Below are 17788 nucleotides of genomic sequence, written 5' to 3' on the forward strand. Positions count from 1 at the left end.
CTCCGAGGCAAAAATAAAAATAGGGCGATGGACAAATAGCTTCGGAGAAGCGTAACATTTGTAGCTCATATTTCTAATGGCTCAGAAGAAAAGTTTTGTACATTTACGGTGCAGCTTAAAGCGACGATTGTTTGTATATGTCATCTTCTCGATTATCTTCTTGGCTTCCTTGGGGAGCTATGGCGCTGATTATCTTAGCCTTCTGTACCTATTTTCGACGTTATCCTACGGGCGACGACGCTTGGTTTGCCGAAGAGTCATATTGGTTGTGGAAAGAAGGCAAAGTTCGTTCAGAGTTTTTTAGAGGATTGCTTCATTGGGAAGAGCATTATTTGGTGAGTCACAAGCTTTTTATTGCTTTTGGGGCGTTGCTAGGAGGGGTTTTGCTTGATTCTTTGTACACTTCAAAGCTATCAGGTTTATTGTTTTTTGGAGTGATTGTGGTGCTTTTATTGATAGAAACGCAAAGCAAAACACCTCAAAAAAATGGCTTCTGGGGGGTATTGATTTTGATTTTTGGCAATACACTCATGACTCAAATGAGTTTTGAAAATCGCCCCGAAATGATGATAACGGCCTTTGGATTGACTTCTTTTTACAGTCTTAGGCGGATGAACAAAAATGTATTCATGGTGCCTTTGGCTGGTCTTTTTGCGGGCTTGGCGGTATTGACTCACCTCAATGGTATTATTTTTTTGGGAGCGGGTTTTTTGACATTATTTCTCACCCGACATTACCAAAAGAGTTTCGTCTTTGGTATCGTAGGAGCCTTGACGGCTAGCCTTTATTTTTATGATATTTTACAAGAACCCGACGGACTGGCCAAATGGTGGTTTCAATTTCGAAACGACCCCGCTACCCAAAACGCTTTTGGGTGGATGGCAAAATTGAAAGTGTTAGCTTCTTATCCATTGATTTTTGTGGAATCTCCCGAACAACTTTGTACAACTTTGCTATTGATAGCGGTAGGGTGGTTTCGCAGAAAAGACATTCGGCATACCGACCGTATTTTATTGCTTTATAGCCTATCTTTGGTAGCACTCTTTTGGCTTATTACCAAGCGGGCAAGTGCTATTTATCAGGTCATGTTTGTACCCTTTATGATTTTGTTGATTTATGAATGGTTGCAATCAAAACCCCTTCCCAGAATCCCCCTCTATCTAAAGGTGATGACGGTCTTGTATCTCATCGTAGGGGTGGTAGGCAATGGACAGGTGATAGGCCGAAACCTGTCGGGGTACTTGCCTCAGCAATACGCCCAACTTCGTCCCCAACTTCCCCAAAAAGGTACGGGCTTGGTGCCTATTACTTTTTATTTTAATGAATATGAGCATTTTGATAAGTTGCTGTGTCATACCAACTTTGAACTACAGATGCGTCACCAACAACAGAGCAAGCCTTGGACGAGCGAGAAGTTTGGGGCATGGGCGCAGCAGCACAAAGCGAGTTTTATTGTATTGGATTACAAAACCGACCGGGCCGATTATTATCCTTCACAAGGGGCCACCCGTTTTGCCAACTATCAGTTGGTTTTTGCTGATAAACAATTCTCAGTGTATGTTCTAAACCCGCAAATCGCTACGCATCTACCAAAAGTTTAAATCCTTCACCGTGAAGATTCATGATTTGTAAGGAAGAGTCATCTTTGAGGTGTTTTCTTAACTTAGTGATATATACGTCCATACTGCGGGCGTTGAAATACGAGTCATCGCCCCAAATCAGCTTCAAAGCAAAACTCCGATTGATGGGTTGGTTTTTGTTTTCACAAAAGAGCTTGAGCAATGCCGCCTCTTTGCTTGTGAGTTTTTGGGAGGTATCGCGAATCGTCAGTAGTTGATGGTCAAAATCGAAAGTGTATTTGCCGAGTTGAAAGATATTTTGAGGTTGTTCGTGGGGGAGAGATATTTTCTGATAGCGTCTCAATACAGCCTGAATACGTAATAACAATTCTTCCATACTGAAAGGCTTAGTGATATAGTCGTCGGCTCCTACCTTAAAACCTTGAATGGTATCTTCTTTCATACTTTTGGCCGTCAGAAAAATAATAGGAATGTCTTTGTCGGTAAGACGAATTTCTTTGGCCAACGAAAACCCGTCTTTTTTGGGCATCATGACATCAAAAAGACATAAATCGTAATTGTTTTCTAAAAAACGTTGTAACCCTACATTACCATCCGACGCTAAGTCGGTCGTATAACCTTTGTTGGTAAGGTATTCTTGCAACAATTGCCCTAGATTGGGGTCGTCTTCGGTCAAAAGGATTTTAGGGGTTTGCGATTTCATGGTTTTGATGTTAGGCATTTTCTTTTTTTAACGGTAATTGAATCGTGAACGTGCTTCCTTCGCCAACTTTACTCTCTACGTGGATGCTCCCTCCGTGGGCTTCAATCATTTTTTTGACATAGCTGAGCCCCAATCCAAACCCTTTCACATCATGGATATTGCCCGTAGGAACGCGATAGAATGGGTCAAAAATCTTCAATTGTTGTTCTTTACTGATACCACGGCCTTTGTCGCTTACGCTGATATATACAAAATTCTCGTCGTTGTAAGTACTAAGTCCAATGTGTGGCTGCTCTGTGGAATACTTGTTGGCGTTGTCGATTAAGTTGGTCAAAATGTTGGTAAGGTGCATGGGGTCGGCTTCCACGATTTCGTTTTCGGCTTCAAAACTTAGCTCCACTTCCCCTTGTCGCTGTTCTATTTGTACACCGAGGTTGTTGAGCACTTTTTCCAGAATATCATGGATATTGATAGCGGTTGTTTTGAGTTTGATTTCGCCTCGTTCTAGCAGTGCCATTTGCAATACTTTTTCGACATGACTGCCTAAGCGTTGATTTTCATCCTGAATAATTCCCAAATATCGATTGATTTTTGTGATTTCGCCGTGGTTTTGTACTTGCTCTTGCGCCATGCCTACGGCCAAAGAAATAGTCGAAATCGGGGTTTTGAACTCGTGGGTCATGTTATTGATAAAATCATTTTTGACGTCTGAGAGCTTCTTCTGTTTTAGAATAGTAGCTACCGCCACATAAAAACAACCCAAAATAACCATTAACAATAAGCCCGAACTTATGAGCGAAAATCCCATACTTTTCAAAATAAAGTCCTGTCTTTGAGGAAAATATACTAAAAGCTGACTTGGAAGGTTGTTGATTTCGTTGGGAAACAAAGTGGCTTTGAATAAATCGGTGCTAGCGGTATCGGGTCGATAAGACGCCGTAGAAAAAATAACATTTTTGGGAAAGGTGTTTTGAATCGCAAACTCATAAGAGATACCAATGCCTCGTTCTTGAAACGAATTTTTAAGCAAAGAATCAAGTGTAATGCGGTTGACACGTTGGCTTACAGGGCGTTTGCTAAAAAGTAAGTCTTTAAAAACATCTTTCAATAAGTCGGTTTGATTGTTTTTTTCTTTTTGAGAAACTTTAGCAGCTATAACATTCGTACGAGGCTTAGGTGTTTTTTTGAGGGAGGAGCGTACGCTCAATAGCACCGAACTGTGATGAAGGCTATCATTGGCCCAGACGGATTGTCCTATTTGTTCAAACCACGCATCAAAGATTTTTTCTTGCTCGGCGTGGATTTTCAAAAAACGCTCAATATTGGGCAGTTCATCGTTACGCTGCCGCAAAAATTCATTGATTAAGCTCGCCTGAAAATCCGTGATAGCTCTGTTTCGGGGAATGAGCGCATCACTGATATTTCGTCCTGAGTTGGGTAGGTCATCATGATTGTTTTGAGCATAAGTTTCGGGAAGATTGGGTTTTGGCGCATTGGATTTTTGAGCCAATCGATTTTTATTGAGGGCTTCTAGTTTACGGCGTTGCTGCTCTATTTCTTCGCGCTGACGAATCAGGTAAATAATCTCCTGCTTTTCGAGTTTACGCACTACTTCTTGCATGGCTTCGGAGACCTTCAGGTCAAACTGTTCGTTGCGAAGCTCCAAAGCACTCGTGATCCAGTGCCACTGAAAACCCACAAGCCCTAGCATAGCTAGCCCCATCAAACTAATCAGTAACCGTATTTTGGATTTTGTCATCATTTTTTTTCGACCTCATGCAACATTCTTTTTCAGAAATGCGACCTTGTGATTGTGACTTTAACAACGTGAAAACGTTCAAATTAAGGTAATTCTATCCATCCTTTAACACATTTTAAGAAACTTTAACATCGTCAGTTTCGGGAAGTTGTGCAATTTTCGAAAAAGTTTTAAAAAACAAAAAGCATGAAAACAAAATGGGTACTCATGGCATTGGTCGTAGGACTGGGAGTGGTCTCGACTGCTAATTCTCAAGAAGACACTAAACAACTCTCCAACAAAGACAAAGTAACCGTAAGGGTACGAATGACCGAAGAAAAAGACGGTAAAACAGAAACCATCGAGCGGTCTTATACCTACAACAATCTCACGGGTGACGAACGGGAGTCGAAGATCAAGGCTATCGTAGATTCGCTCAAAGGCAATGACAAAAATGCTACCAATCGACGGATGAGTATCATCATCGAAGAAGGCGACGGGATGCCTGAGCGTAGAATCGGTTCGCGCGAGGAGCGTACCCAAAATCGTAGCCGTGAATATCGATATGGCCCCGACAAAAATCGCTCAGAGCAATGGAACAACGACAGAGACAATAAATTTCCTTTTGATGAGGAGGCATTTGCCGACCGCATGAAACGCATTGAGAAAAAAATTGAGCCTCAAATGCGTAGATTGGAGCGAAATATGGAAAACTGGGGCCGCGATTTTGAACCGAAATTTAAAGAATTTTGGGAAGGGGATGTCAACATTGGCGGCAATCAGAAGCCGGCTTCGGTGAGAGGGCTAGAGGCTTTTCCTAACAACCCCGAAAAAAATGAGTTAAATCTGCGTTTTTATGCGCCTATCAAAGGCGACGTACTGATTACGGTAACCGACACCAAAGGAAAGCAAATTGCCAAGAAAGAAGTAAAAGATTTTTCGGGGGATTTTGTGGGGCAGATAGACCTGGGCAAAAATCCCAAAGGAACTTATTTTGTGAGTGTAGTACAAAATGAAGATGGTGCCGTTAAGCGCATTGTAGTGGAATAGAAAAAAGCGTTTTTATTTTTTATTTAGCTTTTTCAAGTTCTTGGATTACTTCATATAACGTAATTTGATGAGGATAATTAGAGTAAATCTCATTATCCTCATTTTGTTTATACCCTTCTTCAAGCATTTTTTTTGTAATCTCTAAACGAGATTTATATTCCTTTCCTGTAGCTTTAAATGTCATTGCCAAATAAAAATTAGCATCTGGGAGTTGAGAAAATTGACTTAAGCATTTTTTGAGATAGGCTTCTGCTTTTTTGTACTGTTTCATTTCGTAATAGACAATACCGCAATAAAGTAAGGTGTTGTAATGTACGTTTTTAGCGGTATCTCCCTTCGTTTGAATCTGAATATCATCCAATAGGTTTCGTTCTGCTTTTTTTAAATTTTTCAGTTCCAAATAACAAAGACCCTTATAAAACGAGTAAGAATGATCCATTTCAAAATTATTGGGGGCTATTTTTTGGGCTTGGTCAAAATCTATAATTGCCCCTTTATAATCTTTAGAAAAGATACATTTCAAAAATGCCCGATAGCTCAGCCATCTTTCAGGGTCGTATTGTACTGCTTTGTCTTCAAGAGGGAAAGCACTTCCATAATCACCACTTTTAATATAAGGCAATGCCTTTTGTTGATAAGCTCTTGCGATGTTGGGGCAAATAGAAATTAAGCTATCAAGGTACACATGCCATTTAGGGTGATTGTACCCAAATTTTCCTGCTCCATTATCAATATAGTGCTCGACAAGGCTATCTTGAACTTGCTTTGATGAACAGTCTATTGTTTTTGGATTTTGACCTAAGCAAATGATTTGAAAGTATAAAAGGCTAAGGAATAACAGCGACGATTTGACCATGATGAATTTTATAAGAGATGAATGCTGTATAAGAAAGAGGTATTATGTTTTTATATTTGATTCGTTTCCAGTCTTTCAATGATTTTGTAAATTCATACAAACTTTGAACAATTTCTCCTTTAAACTTCTTAGGTTGGTAATTTTCATCGGTTTGCATCAATTTTACATAGCTTATTTCGCCACTACAATTGACTCTAAACTGAAAAGTGACGTAACCGTTTCCCGTCAATTTTATATTCCTTTGATTCAAAAATGAAGTGACATTTGTTTGAATCGTCGTTGAGCTTCGAGGATATTTCGCGTCATAACTGTAATAGTAGGCTTCTGCCTTCATATCAAAACAGTTTTTTCTAAGATTCAATGTTGTATCCATATATTCTCCGTCAGGACGAACATAGATTTGGGCTTGGGTCGTAAAGGCGGAAAGCAGCAGAAGAAGTAAAATATATCTATTCATATCATGATTTTTAGGCTATTACTGATTTAAAACGCGTTTTACTTGATAAAACACTCGCTCAATGAGGCGTAAATCCTCGGTAATAATTTCGGCGGATGCTACCATTCCAGTTTTGTAAATAAGTTGTTTATTGTTGCCGGTTTTTAAGCCATTTGGCAAATTGACTGTTGCCAAAAAAAATTGACTATCAGGTGTAGGGACTTGTGAAATAGTAGCAATTTGCCCCTCTACTGCTCCAAACTCCTCAAAAGGATACCCTTGAAATTTTATTAAAACACGTTGCCCTCTTTTTACTTTCCCAAAATTAACCTGAGGTATGTTTATTTCTCCAAAATACTGTCCATGACTTCCTCCCACGTACATAATTTCTGTCCCCGTCCGTAGCGATTGATTCTCTTGAAGGGTCATTGAAAAGTTTGTTTTACCATCCATGGGCGAACGTAAAATAAAACGTCTTTGCCAGTTTTCCAGTTCGCTACTCAACGTATTCAATGCCTGATTAAACTGCGCTTTTTGCTCAATTACCTGACGCTCAAGCTCCGTCAATTCTCTTTGTTTTTGGGTTTGAGCAGTTATATTATTGGTAATTGCCATTTCCAACTGCCTGACAGGCAATTGTTTATTTATGTATTTACTTTCTTCCCGCTGATATTCTAAGGGAGAAATTACTTTTTCTTTGTAGAGTCTTACATTGATTTCAAATTCTTTTTTTGCCAACTCTGCATCACGTTTGTGAAGTTCTAATTGGCCTAAAAGCTGTATTCTATTTTGTTGTAAATCCTCAAATTCGGCGCTTAAATAACTTTTACGTTTTTGATAATAACCGTTGGCAAACAACGCCAACGTTTGTGTATAAGATTGCATAAAACTTTGATATGTAGTTTGCAACTCCCCCAATTTTTGAAACCGATTAGCGGGGAATCTATCAAGCTTATCGAAACTACCTGATTCAATTACTGTGTGAAGGTTCTTTAAATCTTTTTGTAATGATAAAACTTGCGAATGGTCGGCAGTAGCTTCTATAAAACCTATGATTTGATCTTGTTTAATAATTTGATTGTCAATAACAAATAACTTAATTAATCGACCATCAGCACGTACTACAACGGGTTTTGGGGCGTTGTCGGAAGTGAGCCTGAAAGCTGCCATAACGATAGTAGGGTAATGCACAAACCAACTAATAGCCCCAAGCGACAACAATACAAAGAAAATGACGGTAATTCCCCAACGCAAAATCCAAGCAGGAATCTGCTCCATGTAGTCGCGGATAGCCTCACTATTTACTTCTAATTCTTCTATTTTCGCCATTAGTTCCCCAATTCTAACTGATTCTTTACTAATGAATAATAATAGCCACGTTGTGATACTAATTCTGGGTGAGTTCCACTTTCTACAATTTCGCCTTGATTCAATACGATAATTTGGTCAGCATTTTTGACGGTACTTAATCGGTGAGCTACTACTACTACTGTTCTGCTTTTGAAAAAGCCTTCTAAATTTTTCATAATGACGGCTTCATTATTGGCATCCAATGCACTTGTGGCCTCATCAAAAAAAAGAAATTCAGGATTTTTATAAACAGCTCGGGCAATGAAAATCCGTTGCCGTTGGCCGCCACTGATTCCCATTCCACTAGCCCCGATTCGAGTATTAAAGCCATTGGGTAATTCTTCTACAAAAGACTCAATATTGGCTATTTCAACCGCTTCCTGAAGTTTTGAGCGGTTGATAAGCCCGTTAGGGTCAGATTCGCTGATATTTCGGGCAATAGAATCAGCAAAAACATAGCCATCCTGCATCACGACCCCGCATTGACTTCGCCAAAAGTTATAACTCAAATTTTTGAGATTCATTTTTCCAATACTGATTTGGCCATTTGTGGGCTCATAAAACTTCAAAAGCAGTTTCAACAAGGTAGTTTTGCCGCTTCCGCTCGCCCCTACAATCGCCGTTACTTTGCCTTCGGGTATGGTAAGACTGATGTTTTTCAACACCAGCTCCGAACTGCTGCTTCCATACCGAAAATCTACGTTTTGAACTTGAATGGTTTTGTGAGTGGGCAGCTCGTTTATAAGTGGGTCATCAAGCTGCTCTTCATTGGATTTGTTATGAATTTCAGAAAGTCGTTCAATGCTTATTTTGGCATCTTGATAACTGCGTACAAAGGTTATAAAGTTGTTGAGAGGGACATTCATTTGTCCCACAATGTACTGCACTGATAGCATTCCTCCCAATGAAATTTGTCCATCTATTACGGCTTTGGCCGCAATAAAACTAATGATCATATTCTTGATTTCGTTGATAAACCGTCCTCCCTCATTTTGCGTTTGAGAAAGTGCTAAGCTCTTGATATTGAGTCGAAACAGACGGGTTTGAATCGCTTCCCACTCCCAACGGCGACGTTTTTCGGAGCCGTTGAGTTTGATTTCCTGCATTCCGTTTATCAACTGAATGGTGCTGCTTTGATTACCAGAAGCTTGGTCAAAATAGCGATAATCTATTTCAGCTCGACGTTTGAGAAATAGAAAAATCCAAGTTATATACAAGCTGGCACCAAGCAGAAAAACCCAGAAAAGTTGAGCATTGAAATAGAACAGAATACCGCTGAAAATAAGGAACGTCACTGTTGAAAAAAGTACATCTAGGGTAGTGGCCGAAAGAAAACCCTGCACTCGATTGTGGTCTTGAATGCGTTGCATGATATCACCTGTGCTTTTGGAATCAAAAAAAGCAATGGGCAAATTCATTAGTTTCATCAAAAAATCGGATAACATACGGAGATTGATACGGCTCGTGACGTGCATTAAAATCCAACTCCGTATCACGTTTACGCTTGATTGCGAGATAAATAGCACCATCTGCGCGAGCAAAATCAAATAAACAAAGTTAAGATTGCGCGTATTGATTCCTGTATCTACCACTTGCTGCGTCAGAAAAGGAAAAATCAATTGTAAGCCTGTAACAACCGCTAGCCCCAGAAAAACCTGAAATCCATAGGCATGGTACGGTCTAAAATAACGCCCTAAAAATCCCCAAAACGATTTTTTAAGAGATGATGATTCGTTTTTCTGTTCAAAAAATAAGGGAGTGGTTTCAAATAACAATAACACTCCCTCCGCATCTTCCTGCGTGGCTTTATTGGGTATCCACCCTTTCAGGAAATCCTGTTTGGTATAAGTGATAAGTTGGTAGGCAGGGTCTCCCACCACTACTTTCTCGGGTGTGGCCTCATAGATGACTACATAATGCCGCTGCCGCCAATGTGCAATGCACGGCAAGGGGATTTGGGAAGACAAATCCTCATAGGTAACATTGAGAGCTAGTGTGCTAAATCCAATTTTTTCGGCAGCATCAGCCAATCCTCCCATCGTAGTACCGTCGCCGGCTAAATTGGATATTTCACGCAAATAAGCTGTCTCAATCGAGCGACCATGATACTTACTAATCATCCGCAGGCAAGTAGGGCCGCAGTCACGTGTATCTAATTGCTTATAGAATGGAAATTTTTTACGCATAGTTCAGTGTATCAAACACCGCCTTTAACCATAAATTTTTCAAACGGATTTATTTGTAAAAAATGGGCATAGCTGAATTCTGAGGGTTGGTTAGATAAATCAAAAACGCCTTCTAAGTGTTGTATTTTTTTGATACAATGTGCACACAATGTATCTAAAAGTTGATAAATTTCTTTTCCCCTATTAGTATATACGTCTTCTAAAGGTAATAACTCTAACCCTGTGCGAAATCGTTTTTTTAAATCAGCAAATCGTCCTAAAAACTCATGCTTTTGAATACCAAAAAAAATGTCTGCTTTGTACAACTCATAGAAAGCTTCGTAGCGTTTGGCTACAGTATACAGTCCATGAAAAGCTGAAAAAATACTTCTTTCTTCGCCTTGCAGTCCAATCACATTCCCTAATTGCGTTTGTTCCACATCAATTTTGAAATAATTGAATCGATTAAACAGCATAATGTTAAAAGTATTGTGGGAACATTGATGTATCAACTCTTCTATAAAAAAGATTGTCTCATTGGTCGGAATAGCACTCAAAAAAGCACAGCCTGTAGCTCCGATATTAGCAAAACAATTAACTTGGGGGTTGAAAAATACAGAGAGTAGGCGGTTGGTTAAAGTTATTTCTTCGTAGAGGTTTGGCAGGTGTGTTTTCAGTATTTCTAAGGCACTGGCAATGCTTTGTATATGATGGTGTGTCGTTTGAGTAACTTCAATATCTAAAATTTGTCTATTGTCGTTGGCTTGGTAGAACGAATTTAGCAATGGGTTTTTATGCCTATAAATTTCCATTTTCCCATCTAATACTGTTAGACAAGGTAAAAAACCGTATGAAATGTTCTTTAATTGATATGTTTCGCCATCGTATTCTAATAGTAACTTTTGATTTGGGTATTCAGTATAAAAATAACCTACTTGCGGAACATACACTGTACCATCTGCATCTGAAATAACTTCAAAGTACCCCTGTTTTTCAGTAAAATACGCACACAAAATTTGTTCTAATGTTGTATGTGAAGGACAACCTGAACTTAAATAAGCAATCAGAAGGGGGTCTAAAAATGCAGCATCATTTTCAAAATCAAGACGTTCAAATATAGCTTCATTGACACTGTAAAGCCCCGCCTTAATATAATCGGCCAAAGCCATTTTTCCTATCTGAATTTCTTCTTTGAACAATATATCAAGGCTGTTCACGGTAATTTTGTTTGCAAGTTTGAATCAATTCATTAATCTGTGAAACTGAAAACCATTGTCCTCGTTTCATTACGCCTTTTATTTTTCTTAGGTTTTCTATATCGTCAAGTGGATTGGCATCAAGCAATACCAAATCCGCCACTTTATTTTTCTGAATACTTCCCCATTGGTTCGCTTCGCCCATGTACTCGGCTGCATTAAGGGTGGCAGCCCGTAAGATGTTATATTCGGGGATACCTGCTTTTTTATACCATTTCATTTCATCAATCATTGCTAAACCCGGTACTTGAAAAACCGTAGAAGCATCGGGACTAACCAATAATTTACAACCTTGTTGGTGTAGTTGTTTGAGTATTATTAGTTTCTTTTCGATGTATTCTTTTTCAAGTTGTTGCTCTTTTCTTAAAGAATCTGGATGTTTTTGGGCTTGCTTAGCAAAATAATCATCAAAGATTTTTGTCCAACTTGCTACCAATCCTGTCGGTAAACGGTCTAAGCCCGGGCGTTTTTTCAGCTCGCTATAAGGCACTTGTGTATAATTTACAAAATACCAGTCCAATGTAGGGCAGTTGTAAACCTGTTGGTTTTTAGTTTGTTCTATGGCGGCTGAGAGTTCAGGGCTGTTGATAGATAGATTTTCATAACCCCCTAAGTGCTCTATGCTGTTGAGTCCTTTGCTTAATGCATGGGCGATGCTTATGCTATTGGGTACGTGGCCCGATAGTTTAAAACCATGATCTTGTGCCAATTGTGCTAGTGTATCAAACCAAGCGACTGATGGTACACTCAACACTTTAAGCGACTGATAGCCCTGACTTTGATAGTTTTTCAATAATTTCTGGAGCGAGTCACCTCGAATCCATACCCTGCCGGCATAAAACGGAGGTGCTGAAGTATAAATATCTGGATTAGTTTTTTGGGTGGCTTCTCTCTGAATGACCAAATCGGCATCAGCCCCTCGCATAGAACGTAGGTGAGTAACACCGGCAGCTAATTGCAATTTCAAAAACTCATCAGCACCATAGCCATACTTGGTTTGACGTGGAATATGTACGTGCATATCTGCTAATCCCGGTATGAGGTATTGATTAGTAGCGTCAATGATGAATTCATTTTTTTTGTTTTTCCTCTTTTTACTTTTGTAAATGTCAGTTATAATTCCATTAGTTACTATCACATCATACCCTTTTAAGATTGTATCCATATGAATAGGAATGATGTTTGCGTTTTTAATAAGAATTGATTTTTGAGCAAAAATAGAGTGGAGATTAAATAGTAACAGAAAGATTGTGTATTTCATTTTTGTGAATTGTAAATATTTTCAATTTTTTGTTTTCTATAAATGTTATAAAAAGGTTCAATGTCATCTATGCCAATACGTCTAGCTATAATTTTTAGATTTTTGTCTAAAATATAAATTGTAGGCGTAGAACTTACATCGTATTCTTTGCTATAGTTTACAGTACGAGAAACTACAAGCCCATACCCATTTATAAACGAGTGCCATTGGTGTTCGTTTATAAATTTATTCCAGTCCGTCTCATTACCATCAATCGCAATTGTCATAATTTCTATATTTTCATTTTTGTGATTGTTGTAGAACTGTTTTAATTTTGGTGCTCCTTCTTTGCAGTGTCCACAAGAGGGAGAATAAAAGAAAATTATATTAAAATCGGATTTTAGTTCATGAATAAAGCTGAGCCTGTTTTCTTTGTTTTGTACACCAATGTCTGGTATTACTTTATTAAGTAAAAGAGGTTTTAATATATTTACTTTTTCTTTTAGTGACGTTAGTGTAGATGTATCTACTACATTAATATATTTTGTTAGAAAATAGCGTTCAACCATATATACAAAAACTCCTTCAGTTCCCATTGAGGTTGAGTTTTCATATTTATTTGTAATGTATCTGATAATATATTCTTCGTATTCTTTTTGGGATCCATTTTGTGCTTTATTAAGTAGATATTCTGCACTTTTTATAATTGAATCTTCTCTTTGAATGGTTAATTCATTGAAGTATGTATCAAGTTTTTGTTTTAAAAATGGAGTTTTTATGAGTTTTTTATTTGAAAAACTAAAGCTATCCCAAAAATGATTTTTGTAATATAAAAATGCTTCCTCTTGAGATGTTCTAATGGAGGAAGGAATTTCAGGGTTACTTGCTGTTTTTAAAATTTCTGCTAAAAAAGTGTTTTTATTTTTTTTTAAAAAAAAGTCGTAATATTTTTTTTGTTCTTCTTCGAGTTTTTTAATTTCGATTGGTGATGTGTTTTTGGATTTTAGTTCTGATATTTTTTGAGCGTTACTTTTTAAGTAAAATTGGAGTTGATAAAACAACTGACTTTCTTTAGATCCTTTGATTTTTATGCTACTTATTATGTCAATTGTGTCTACGTTGAAATTTATATTTTGTTCATCAGATATAATTAGAGTTATAATTTTGCTTTTGGAAGGTAATACTATCTCATAAATTCCTGTATCTAAAGATTTTTTTTTGAAAAAATTTATATTGCCATTTAAGTCTATTTTAGCTGTATCAACAGGATACAAACTGCCAGAGTAATGATTGTATGCTAAAATACATTCTCCGTGTTTCAATCCTTTAATGTGCCCAGTAATATGATATTGTCCTAAGGAGTATCTATAAATAGATGTTAAAAAAAGAAAAATATAATATAAATATATTTTTTTAAAACAAATCATTTTTTGAGTTGTAAATGTTTAAGTGAAAATGAGGTAAGGTTGAAGCTTACCTCACTGAGAAAATTTACTAATGAAGTTTAATAACTGTACTTGAATCAGGAGCTCCTGGAGCGGAACCAGTTGTGTTGGTTGAACCTCCTCCACATTGAATTGAAGCATCATGACAGTTTGATAAATTTCCACCCTTAATGGCTTCCAAATTAGCGACTACATTTCCTGACTGTGCCTTCAACTCGACTAATGATAATCTTTTCATGTTGTTTTTTGTACCAAAGGGGAATAGTGATAGCGATAATGCTTTTGAGCCTTTGGTGAATTCAAAAAAACAAGTAAAAAAACAAGTAAAAAAACAAGTAATTAATTAATTTTATTAATGTTTTGTTTTTTCTTTTCAAGAAAAATAACTAATAGTGGCTTTGATGGTATAGGTGACTTTTTAGACCAAATAGGGTCTTAGAGAAACAGCCTCAAACTGAAAAGCCATATATGAGTATAGGTACTCTTCTTCGTAAAAACCGCGACCGCTGCAAACTAACAGGGTCAGAAATCGCTGATGTATTGGGTGTATCGCAAGGAACCTATCACAATTGGGAGAGTGGAAAAACCAATCTGCCTGCCAAGTACTTACCGCAATTGGCGGAAATCTTCAAAGTGGAGATTATAGAGCTTATCCCAGCGCATAATGTGGCTCTAAGTCATGATAGGCCGCAGTCCGCAAATCAAGACAAGGTAGCCACGGATGTAGGAGCCAAAGTAGAGCCGCTTGAACTCTACCAAAAACTTTTAGAGAGCAAAGAGGCCGTCATTAAGTTGCAAACAGAAGAAATTAGAAGATTGCAAAAGAGGCTTGCGGAGTTTGGGAGCAACCCATTTTAAGGCAAAAAAAGATATACAGCCAATGACTTCATTTTTTTAGCGTATTCGTTTGTGCCTCAAAACCTTTGAAGATAGCGCATTTGAATAAAACAAAAACGAATGGAAACGTCGTTTGAGGAAAGTGAGACAGTTATTTCCAGAGGTAGTTATGTCTCACAAAGACACCGATGCAAGCTAAAATTTGCCAGGCAGATACAAACGTTTTACGAAGATTCTTCACCGACATATCTTCCCCCCTCACAAAAAGGGGGGAAGCGACATTTCTGTCTTAAAACAAATCAGTCCTCGACCAGAGTAGGGTAATGAAGCTGCGTCATTTTAATAGTTTATAAGGGGTAAAATTTTATCTTTGATAGATAGCAGGATAAGATATAACAGGGCATCATTTGTGCCCTGTTATGATACACTACTACTCTTTTCCCTAATCTATATATCAATGGTCTTTGGCTCAATTGATGGAAACCAAAGTTTTTTATTTCTTTAATTTTTGGACTGTAAAAGGCACACATATAGGCTTGGTAGGGCAGCAGTCACCTTCGTAGAAAATATAAGAACAACAGCCGGCTGTTGGGCAAGCGACATTGGTAGCCGTAAATCGGTAAGTACCGGCTTCGGTAACTTGGAGAACGGACGTTGTGGCAGCGGCGATAGGCTGGTCATTTCTAAACCATTGAATATTGGTATATCCCGACGGAATAGAAAGCTCAAAAATCTGCCCGGCACAAATCGGCGCTGGCACCGTGATACAGGTTCGGTCAAAGTCATCTTCGCTTTCAACGTTGTTGTTGGGGGTGGAGTCTGTATCGGTCTGATCTGCCTTGGAAATTTGGGCCGTAAAATACTGTACTCCAGTCTGTATTACTTGGACTCCTATCGACAAGGTGACGATTTGCCCAACGGCGATGTTTCCAATGGTCCATGTACCGGTGGCGGAGTTATAATTGCCAGTTGCTGTAGCAAAAGTTTGGAAACTCATCCCCGCAGGTAAAATATCCTTTACTTCTACGCCAGATGCTGGATTTTGCCCTTCATTTGTGACACTGACAGTCAAGGTGATATTTCCATTTAAGCCGGGCTGCTGATTGCTGACAGCTACGTCAAGGGATAAGTCAATCGGAGGATTACAAGTGGCGTCAGGGCCCAGTTTCTCGACAAATTGCTCCAAAGGAACCACATTCCCGCTCGGCGTTTGTCCGGAGCGGGAATAAAAACTACAGGCGGTATTGAGTGAAGCCACACTTTTGGCCGCCGCCACAAAAGGATCTGCTTTTGCTAAGATTCCGATGGGGCTGTAGCAGGCATTGCCTTGGAAGGTAAAAAGCGCAACAGGTGTACCATTGGTAAATGGTCCATAATCAGTTTCGGTAGCTGTTTTTCCAATGACATAATAATTGTAAGCAGGATCTAAACCCGCCGAGGCGAATAGGGACTGACTCCCCAATTTGAGGGGGTTTTTCTCCCAAGTGCCTCTTATGTCGGTGATATTCTGAATTACAAAATCTTTGGGAACTTTCAGCGATACCTGCGCGGTGGCTCCAAATTCTTTGGCATCGGCATTGTTAGCGTTGGGCGTAGCATATTTGGGTACCACCCAAACCGTATAAAGGCCCGTATTGGCTTGGTAGGTCAATTGGTAATTGACTTGATTTGTAGAGAGTTGCTGCGCTTCTACCGTAACAAACCCAAGAAACCAGATTAGCCCAATCCAACCGATTGTAGATATTCCCTTTTTCATTGTAGTGTATGTTTATTCGTTAATTTTCAGGTTTTTATAGGGGGGCAATGCCCCCCTGAGTCTGTCTGTGTTTATTTAGGTAATTGTTCCTGAATGATGAAGAAATTTTGTTTAAGGGCGTTACCGGGATGGTTGTTGATGACGTTTTGGTATATGTATTCTACATCATTGGTCGTTCCCTGAAAAATCACTTCTCCATCCATGTTAACATCTCCTGTGTAATAGCCTGAAAGAATGAAGAAAGGCAGTAGAAAAGGATTGCTCGTGGAGGCAATGACTTGCTGATAGATGACGTTGACGTCGTTGTCCGTACCCTGATAAATCACTTGGTCGTCATAAAGGGAATTGCCCGCCCAGAGGGCTTTGCCCTGAACTACATCCACCTGCGATTGATGAATCGGTGAATTGGTCAGAACATACGTTGGAGTGACTGCCGAACGAAAATCGATAGTAGAAACAACCTGCGTTAAGGGCAGGGCCGTTTGCGACATGACCCCTAAATGGTTACGGTGACGAACCGATACAAAATAGTTGGCCGGTACAATCGTGTTGAAGGTAATAGGCGAAACGCCGTCTACCTCTACAATGTCACCGTCACGTTGAACCAAGCCCGAGCGGCTGTCTACGACGAGAGTTGAATCGTTGGCATCGCGCAATTCAACAAAAACCCAGTCTACGATAGCATCTTGCCCACTGACAGTCAACACCGTGTTTGAGGTAATGGTATCGGCAGCAGTGATTGGATTCCAAGCCACGTAAGGCGATTTTCTAGGAATCAAGTTTTTCACCCGCAGGTCATCGCGCATCAAATTACCTGAGAATACCCCAAACAATGAACCCTGCAAATAGACTTTAGGTAAGAGCGTCAGTTTACCGGGAGGCTGAATGGTGAGAGGAGTGGGGACAGAGTTGTTTGTTGGGTCGCCGTCAAAGTCAGGATCGGGATTGTTTCCTAACTGCGATTGATCTTTCACGGTTTCTCCTAGAGGGCTCTGACCGGTACTGTAAGCAATATTCGTGTATGTCACTCCTGTGAATACATTTGGAGTGATACGCAAGGTCAAAGTGATACTTCCGCTGTCACCGATAGCCAAGGCATTGCTAGGCAAAAGTAACTGTGTCTGGCTTGCGGTGCCTGTATAGGTGGAATTAACGGTAAACTTAGTACTGCTGATTCCAAGTACAGTAACCGTTGCTGGGCTTGGGAAGGTTTTAGACAGTGTATCAAATACTTGTACGTTACTGAGCGGCACATTACCTACGTTTTTCACTTTAAGACTAAAGGTAAGGTCATAGGTATAGTTGAGGTTATTCACAAATGAAGTGACCTCTTTAGCGATACCGATTTTGGGAGTCTGTGTCAGCGGCACAACGGT

At 39.2% G+C, this 17788-nt stretch carries 14 protein-coding genes; 3 read left to right on the top strand and 11 right to left on the bottom strand.

Annotated elements, in window-relative coordinates; translation table 11 throughout:
• The first annotated feature begins 137 nt into the window (after positions 1–137).
• On the top strand, positions 138–1601 hold the full coding sequence (locus tag G563_RS0124285) for a glycosyltransferase family protein (RefSeq protein ID WP_028667620.1): 1464 nt from the start codon (positions 138–140) through the stop codon (positions 1599–1601).
• Here G563_RS0124285 and G563_RS0124290 read toward each other — a convergent pair.
• Together G563_RS0124290 and G563_RS0124295 are read right to left on the bottom strand one after the other, a co-directional pair.
• A complete protein-coding gene (locus G563_RS0124290) occupies positions 1579–2283 on the bottom strand; it encodes a response regulator transcription factor (protein ID WP_037328084.1) in 705 nt (234 codons plus the stop codon). The genes G563_RS0124285 and G563_RS0124290 overlap by 23 nt on opposite strands.
• Positions 2284–2293: 10 nt before the next feature.
• Positions 2294–4045, bottom strand: a complete 1752-nt coding sequence (locus G563_RS0124295; protein ID WP_229598559.1) for a sensor histidine kinase — start codon at positions 4043–4045, stop codon at positions 2294–2296.
• Positions 4046–4228: 183 nt separating this feature from the next.
• On the opposite strand from G563_RS0124295, the gene G563_RS0124300 reads away from it, so the two are divergent.
• Complete coding sequence (locus tag G563_RS0124300) at positions 4229–5071, top strand: T9SS type A sorting domain-containing protein (RefSeq protein WP_028667623.1); 843 nt, start codon at positions 4229–4231, stop codon at positions 5069–5071.
• A gap of 19 nt (positions 5072–5090) precedes the next feature.
• Here the strand turns inward: G563_RS0124300 and G563_RS35735 are convergent, their stop codons facing one another.
• The 7 genes from G563_RS35735 to G563_RS35740 form a co-directional block, all read right to left on the bottom strand.
• On the bottom strand, positions 5091–5927 hold the full coding sequence (locus G563_RS35735; protein ID WP_051211168.1) for a tetratricopeptide repeat protein: 837 nt from the start codon (positions 5925–5927) through the stop codon (positions 5091–5093).
• Positions 5899–6384 (bottom strand): hypothetical protein, encoded by a 486-nt coding sequence (locus G563_RS0124310; RefSeq protein ID WP_028667624.1) that lies wholly within the window; start codon positions 6382–6384, stop codon positions 5899–5901. Before G563_RS0124310 ends, G563_RS35735 begins: the two co-directional genes overlap by 29 nt.
• Before the next feature lie 18 nt (positions 6385–6402).
• Entirely contained in the window at positions 6403–7692 is a 1290-nt protein-coding gene (locus G563_RS0124315; protein ID WP_028667625.1) for an HlyD family secretion protein, read from the bottom strand.
• Positions 7692–9899, bottom strand: a complete 2208-nt coding sequence (locus G563_RS0124320; RefSeq protein ID WP_028667626.1) for a peptidase domain-containing ABC transporter — start codon at positions 9897–9899, stop codon at positions 7692–7694. Before G563_RS0124320 ends, G563_RS0124315 begins: the two co-directional genes overlap by 1 nt.
• Before the next feature lie 11 nt (positions 9900–9910).
• Entirely contained in the window at positions 9911–11095 is a 1185-nt protein-coding gene (locus G563_RS0124325; protein ID WP_157585583.1) for a hypothetical protein, read from the bottom strand.
• Positions 11082–12299, bottom strand: coding sequence for an amidohydrolase family protein (locus G563_RS0124330; protein ID WP_169579806.1), 1218 nt, complete (start codon positions 12297–12299; stop codon positions 11082–11084). The genes G563_RS0124325 and G563_RS0124330 overlap by 14 nt, the downstream gene beginning before the upstream one ends.
• A 92-nt stretch (positions 12300–12391) precedes the next feature.
• Entirely contained in the window at positions 12392–13801 is a 1410-nt protein-coding gene (locus G563_RS35740; protein ID WP_051211169.1) for a TlpA family protein disulfide reductase, read from the bottom strand.
• A 486-nt stretch (positions 13802–14287) separates the two neighbouring features.
• On the opposite strand from G563_RS35740, the gene G563_RS35745 reads away from it, so the two are divergent.
• The gene (locus G563_RS35745; RefSeq protein ID WP_037328004.1) at positions 14288–14677 is read left to right on the top strand and encodes a helix-turn-helix transcriptional regulator; all 390 of its coding nucleotides are present in this window, start codon (positions 14288–14290) and stop codon (positions 14675–14677) included.
• A 472-nt stretch (positions 14678–15149) separates the two neighbouring features.
• On the opposite strand, the gene G563_RS37235 is transcribed toward G563_RS35745, so the two are convergent.
• A complete protein-coding gene (locus tag G563_RS37235; protein WP_051211170.1) occupies positions 15150–16412 on the bottom strand; it encodes a DUF11 domain-containing protein in 1263 nt (420 codons plus the stop codon).
• 71 nt (positions 16413–16483) lie between these two features.
• Positions 16484–17788, bottom strand: a 1305-nt coding sequence (locus G563_RS37240) for a hypothetical protein (RefSeq protein WP_051211171.1), incomplete at its 5' end; no start/stop codon positions are given.

The organism is Runella zeae DSM 19591 (assembly GCF_000423565.1).
Lineage (GTDB): Bacteria > Bacteroidota > Bacteroidia > Cytophagales > Spirosomataceae > Runella > Runella zeae.

Coding starts and splice junctions, on each gene's coding strand:
- G563_RS0124285 (WP_028667620.1), top strand. CDS start 138: ATGTCATCTTCTCGATTATCTTCTTGGCTTCCTTGGGGAGCTATGGCG.
- G563_RS0124290 (WP_037328084.1), bottom strand. CDS start 2,283: ATGAAATCGCAAACCCCTAAAATCCTTTTGACCGAAGACGACCCCAAT.
- G563_RS0124295 (WP_229598559.1), bottom strand. CDS start 4,045: ATGATGACAAAATCCAAAATACGGTTACTGATTAGTTTGATGGGGCTA.
- G563_RS0124300 (WP_028667623.1), top strand. CDS start 4,229: ATGAAAACAAAATGGGTACTCATGGCATTGGTCGTAGGACTGGGAGTG.
- G563_RS35735 (WP_051211168.1), bottom strand. CDS start 5,927: ATGGTCAAATCGTCGCTGTTATTCCTTAGCCTTTTATACTTTCAAATC.
- G563_RS0124310 (WP_028667624.1), bottom strand. CDS start 6,384: ATGAATAGATATATTTTACTTCTTCTGCTGCTTTCCGCCTTTACGACC.
- G563_RS0124315 (WP_028667625.1), bottom strand. CDS start 7,692: ATGGCGAAAATAGAAGAATTAGAAGTAAATAGTGAGGCTATCCGCGAC.
- G563_RS0124320 (WP_028667626.1), bottom strand. CDS start 9,899: ATGCGTAAAAAATTTCCATTCTATAAGCAATTAGATACACGTGACTGC.
- G563_RS0124330 (WP_169579806.1), bottom strand. CDS start 12,299: ATGGATACAATCTTAAAAGGGTATGATGTGATAGTAACTAATGGAATT.
- G563_RS35740 (WP_051211169.1), bottom strand. CDS start 13,801: ATGATTTGTTTTAAAAAAATATATTTATATTATATTTTTCTTTTTTTA.
- G563_RS35745 (WP_037328004.1), top strand. CDS start 14,288: ATGAGTATAGGTACTCTTCTTCGTAAAAACCGCGACCGCTGCAAACTA.
- G563_RS37235 (WP_051211170.1), bottom strand. CDS start 16,412: ATGAAAAAGGGAATATCTACAATCGGTTGGATTGGGCTAATCTGGTTT.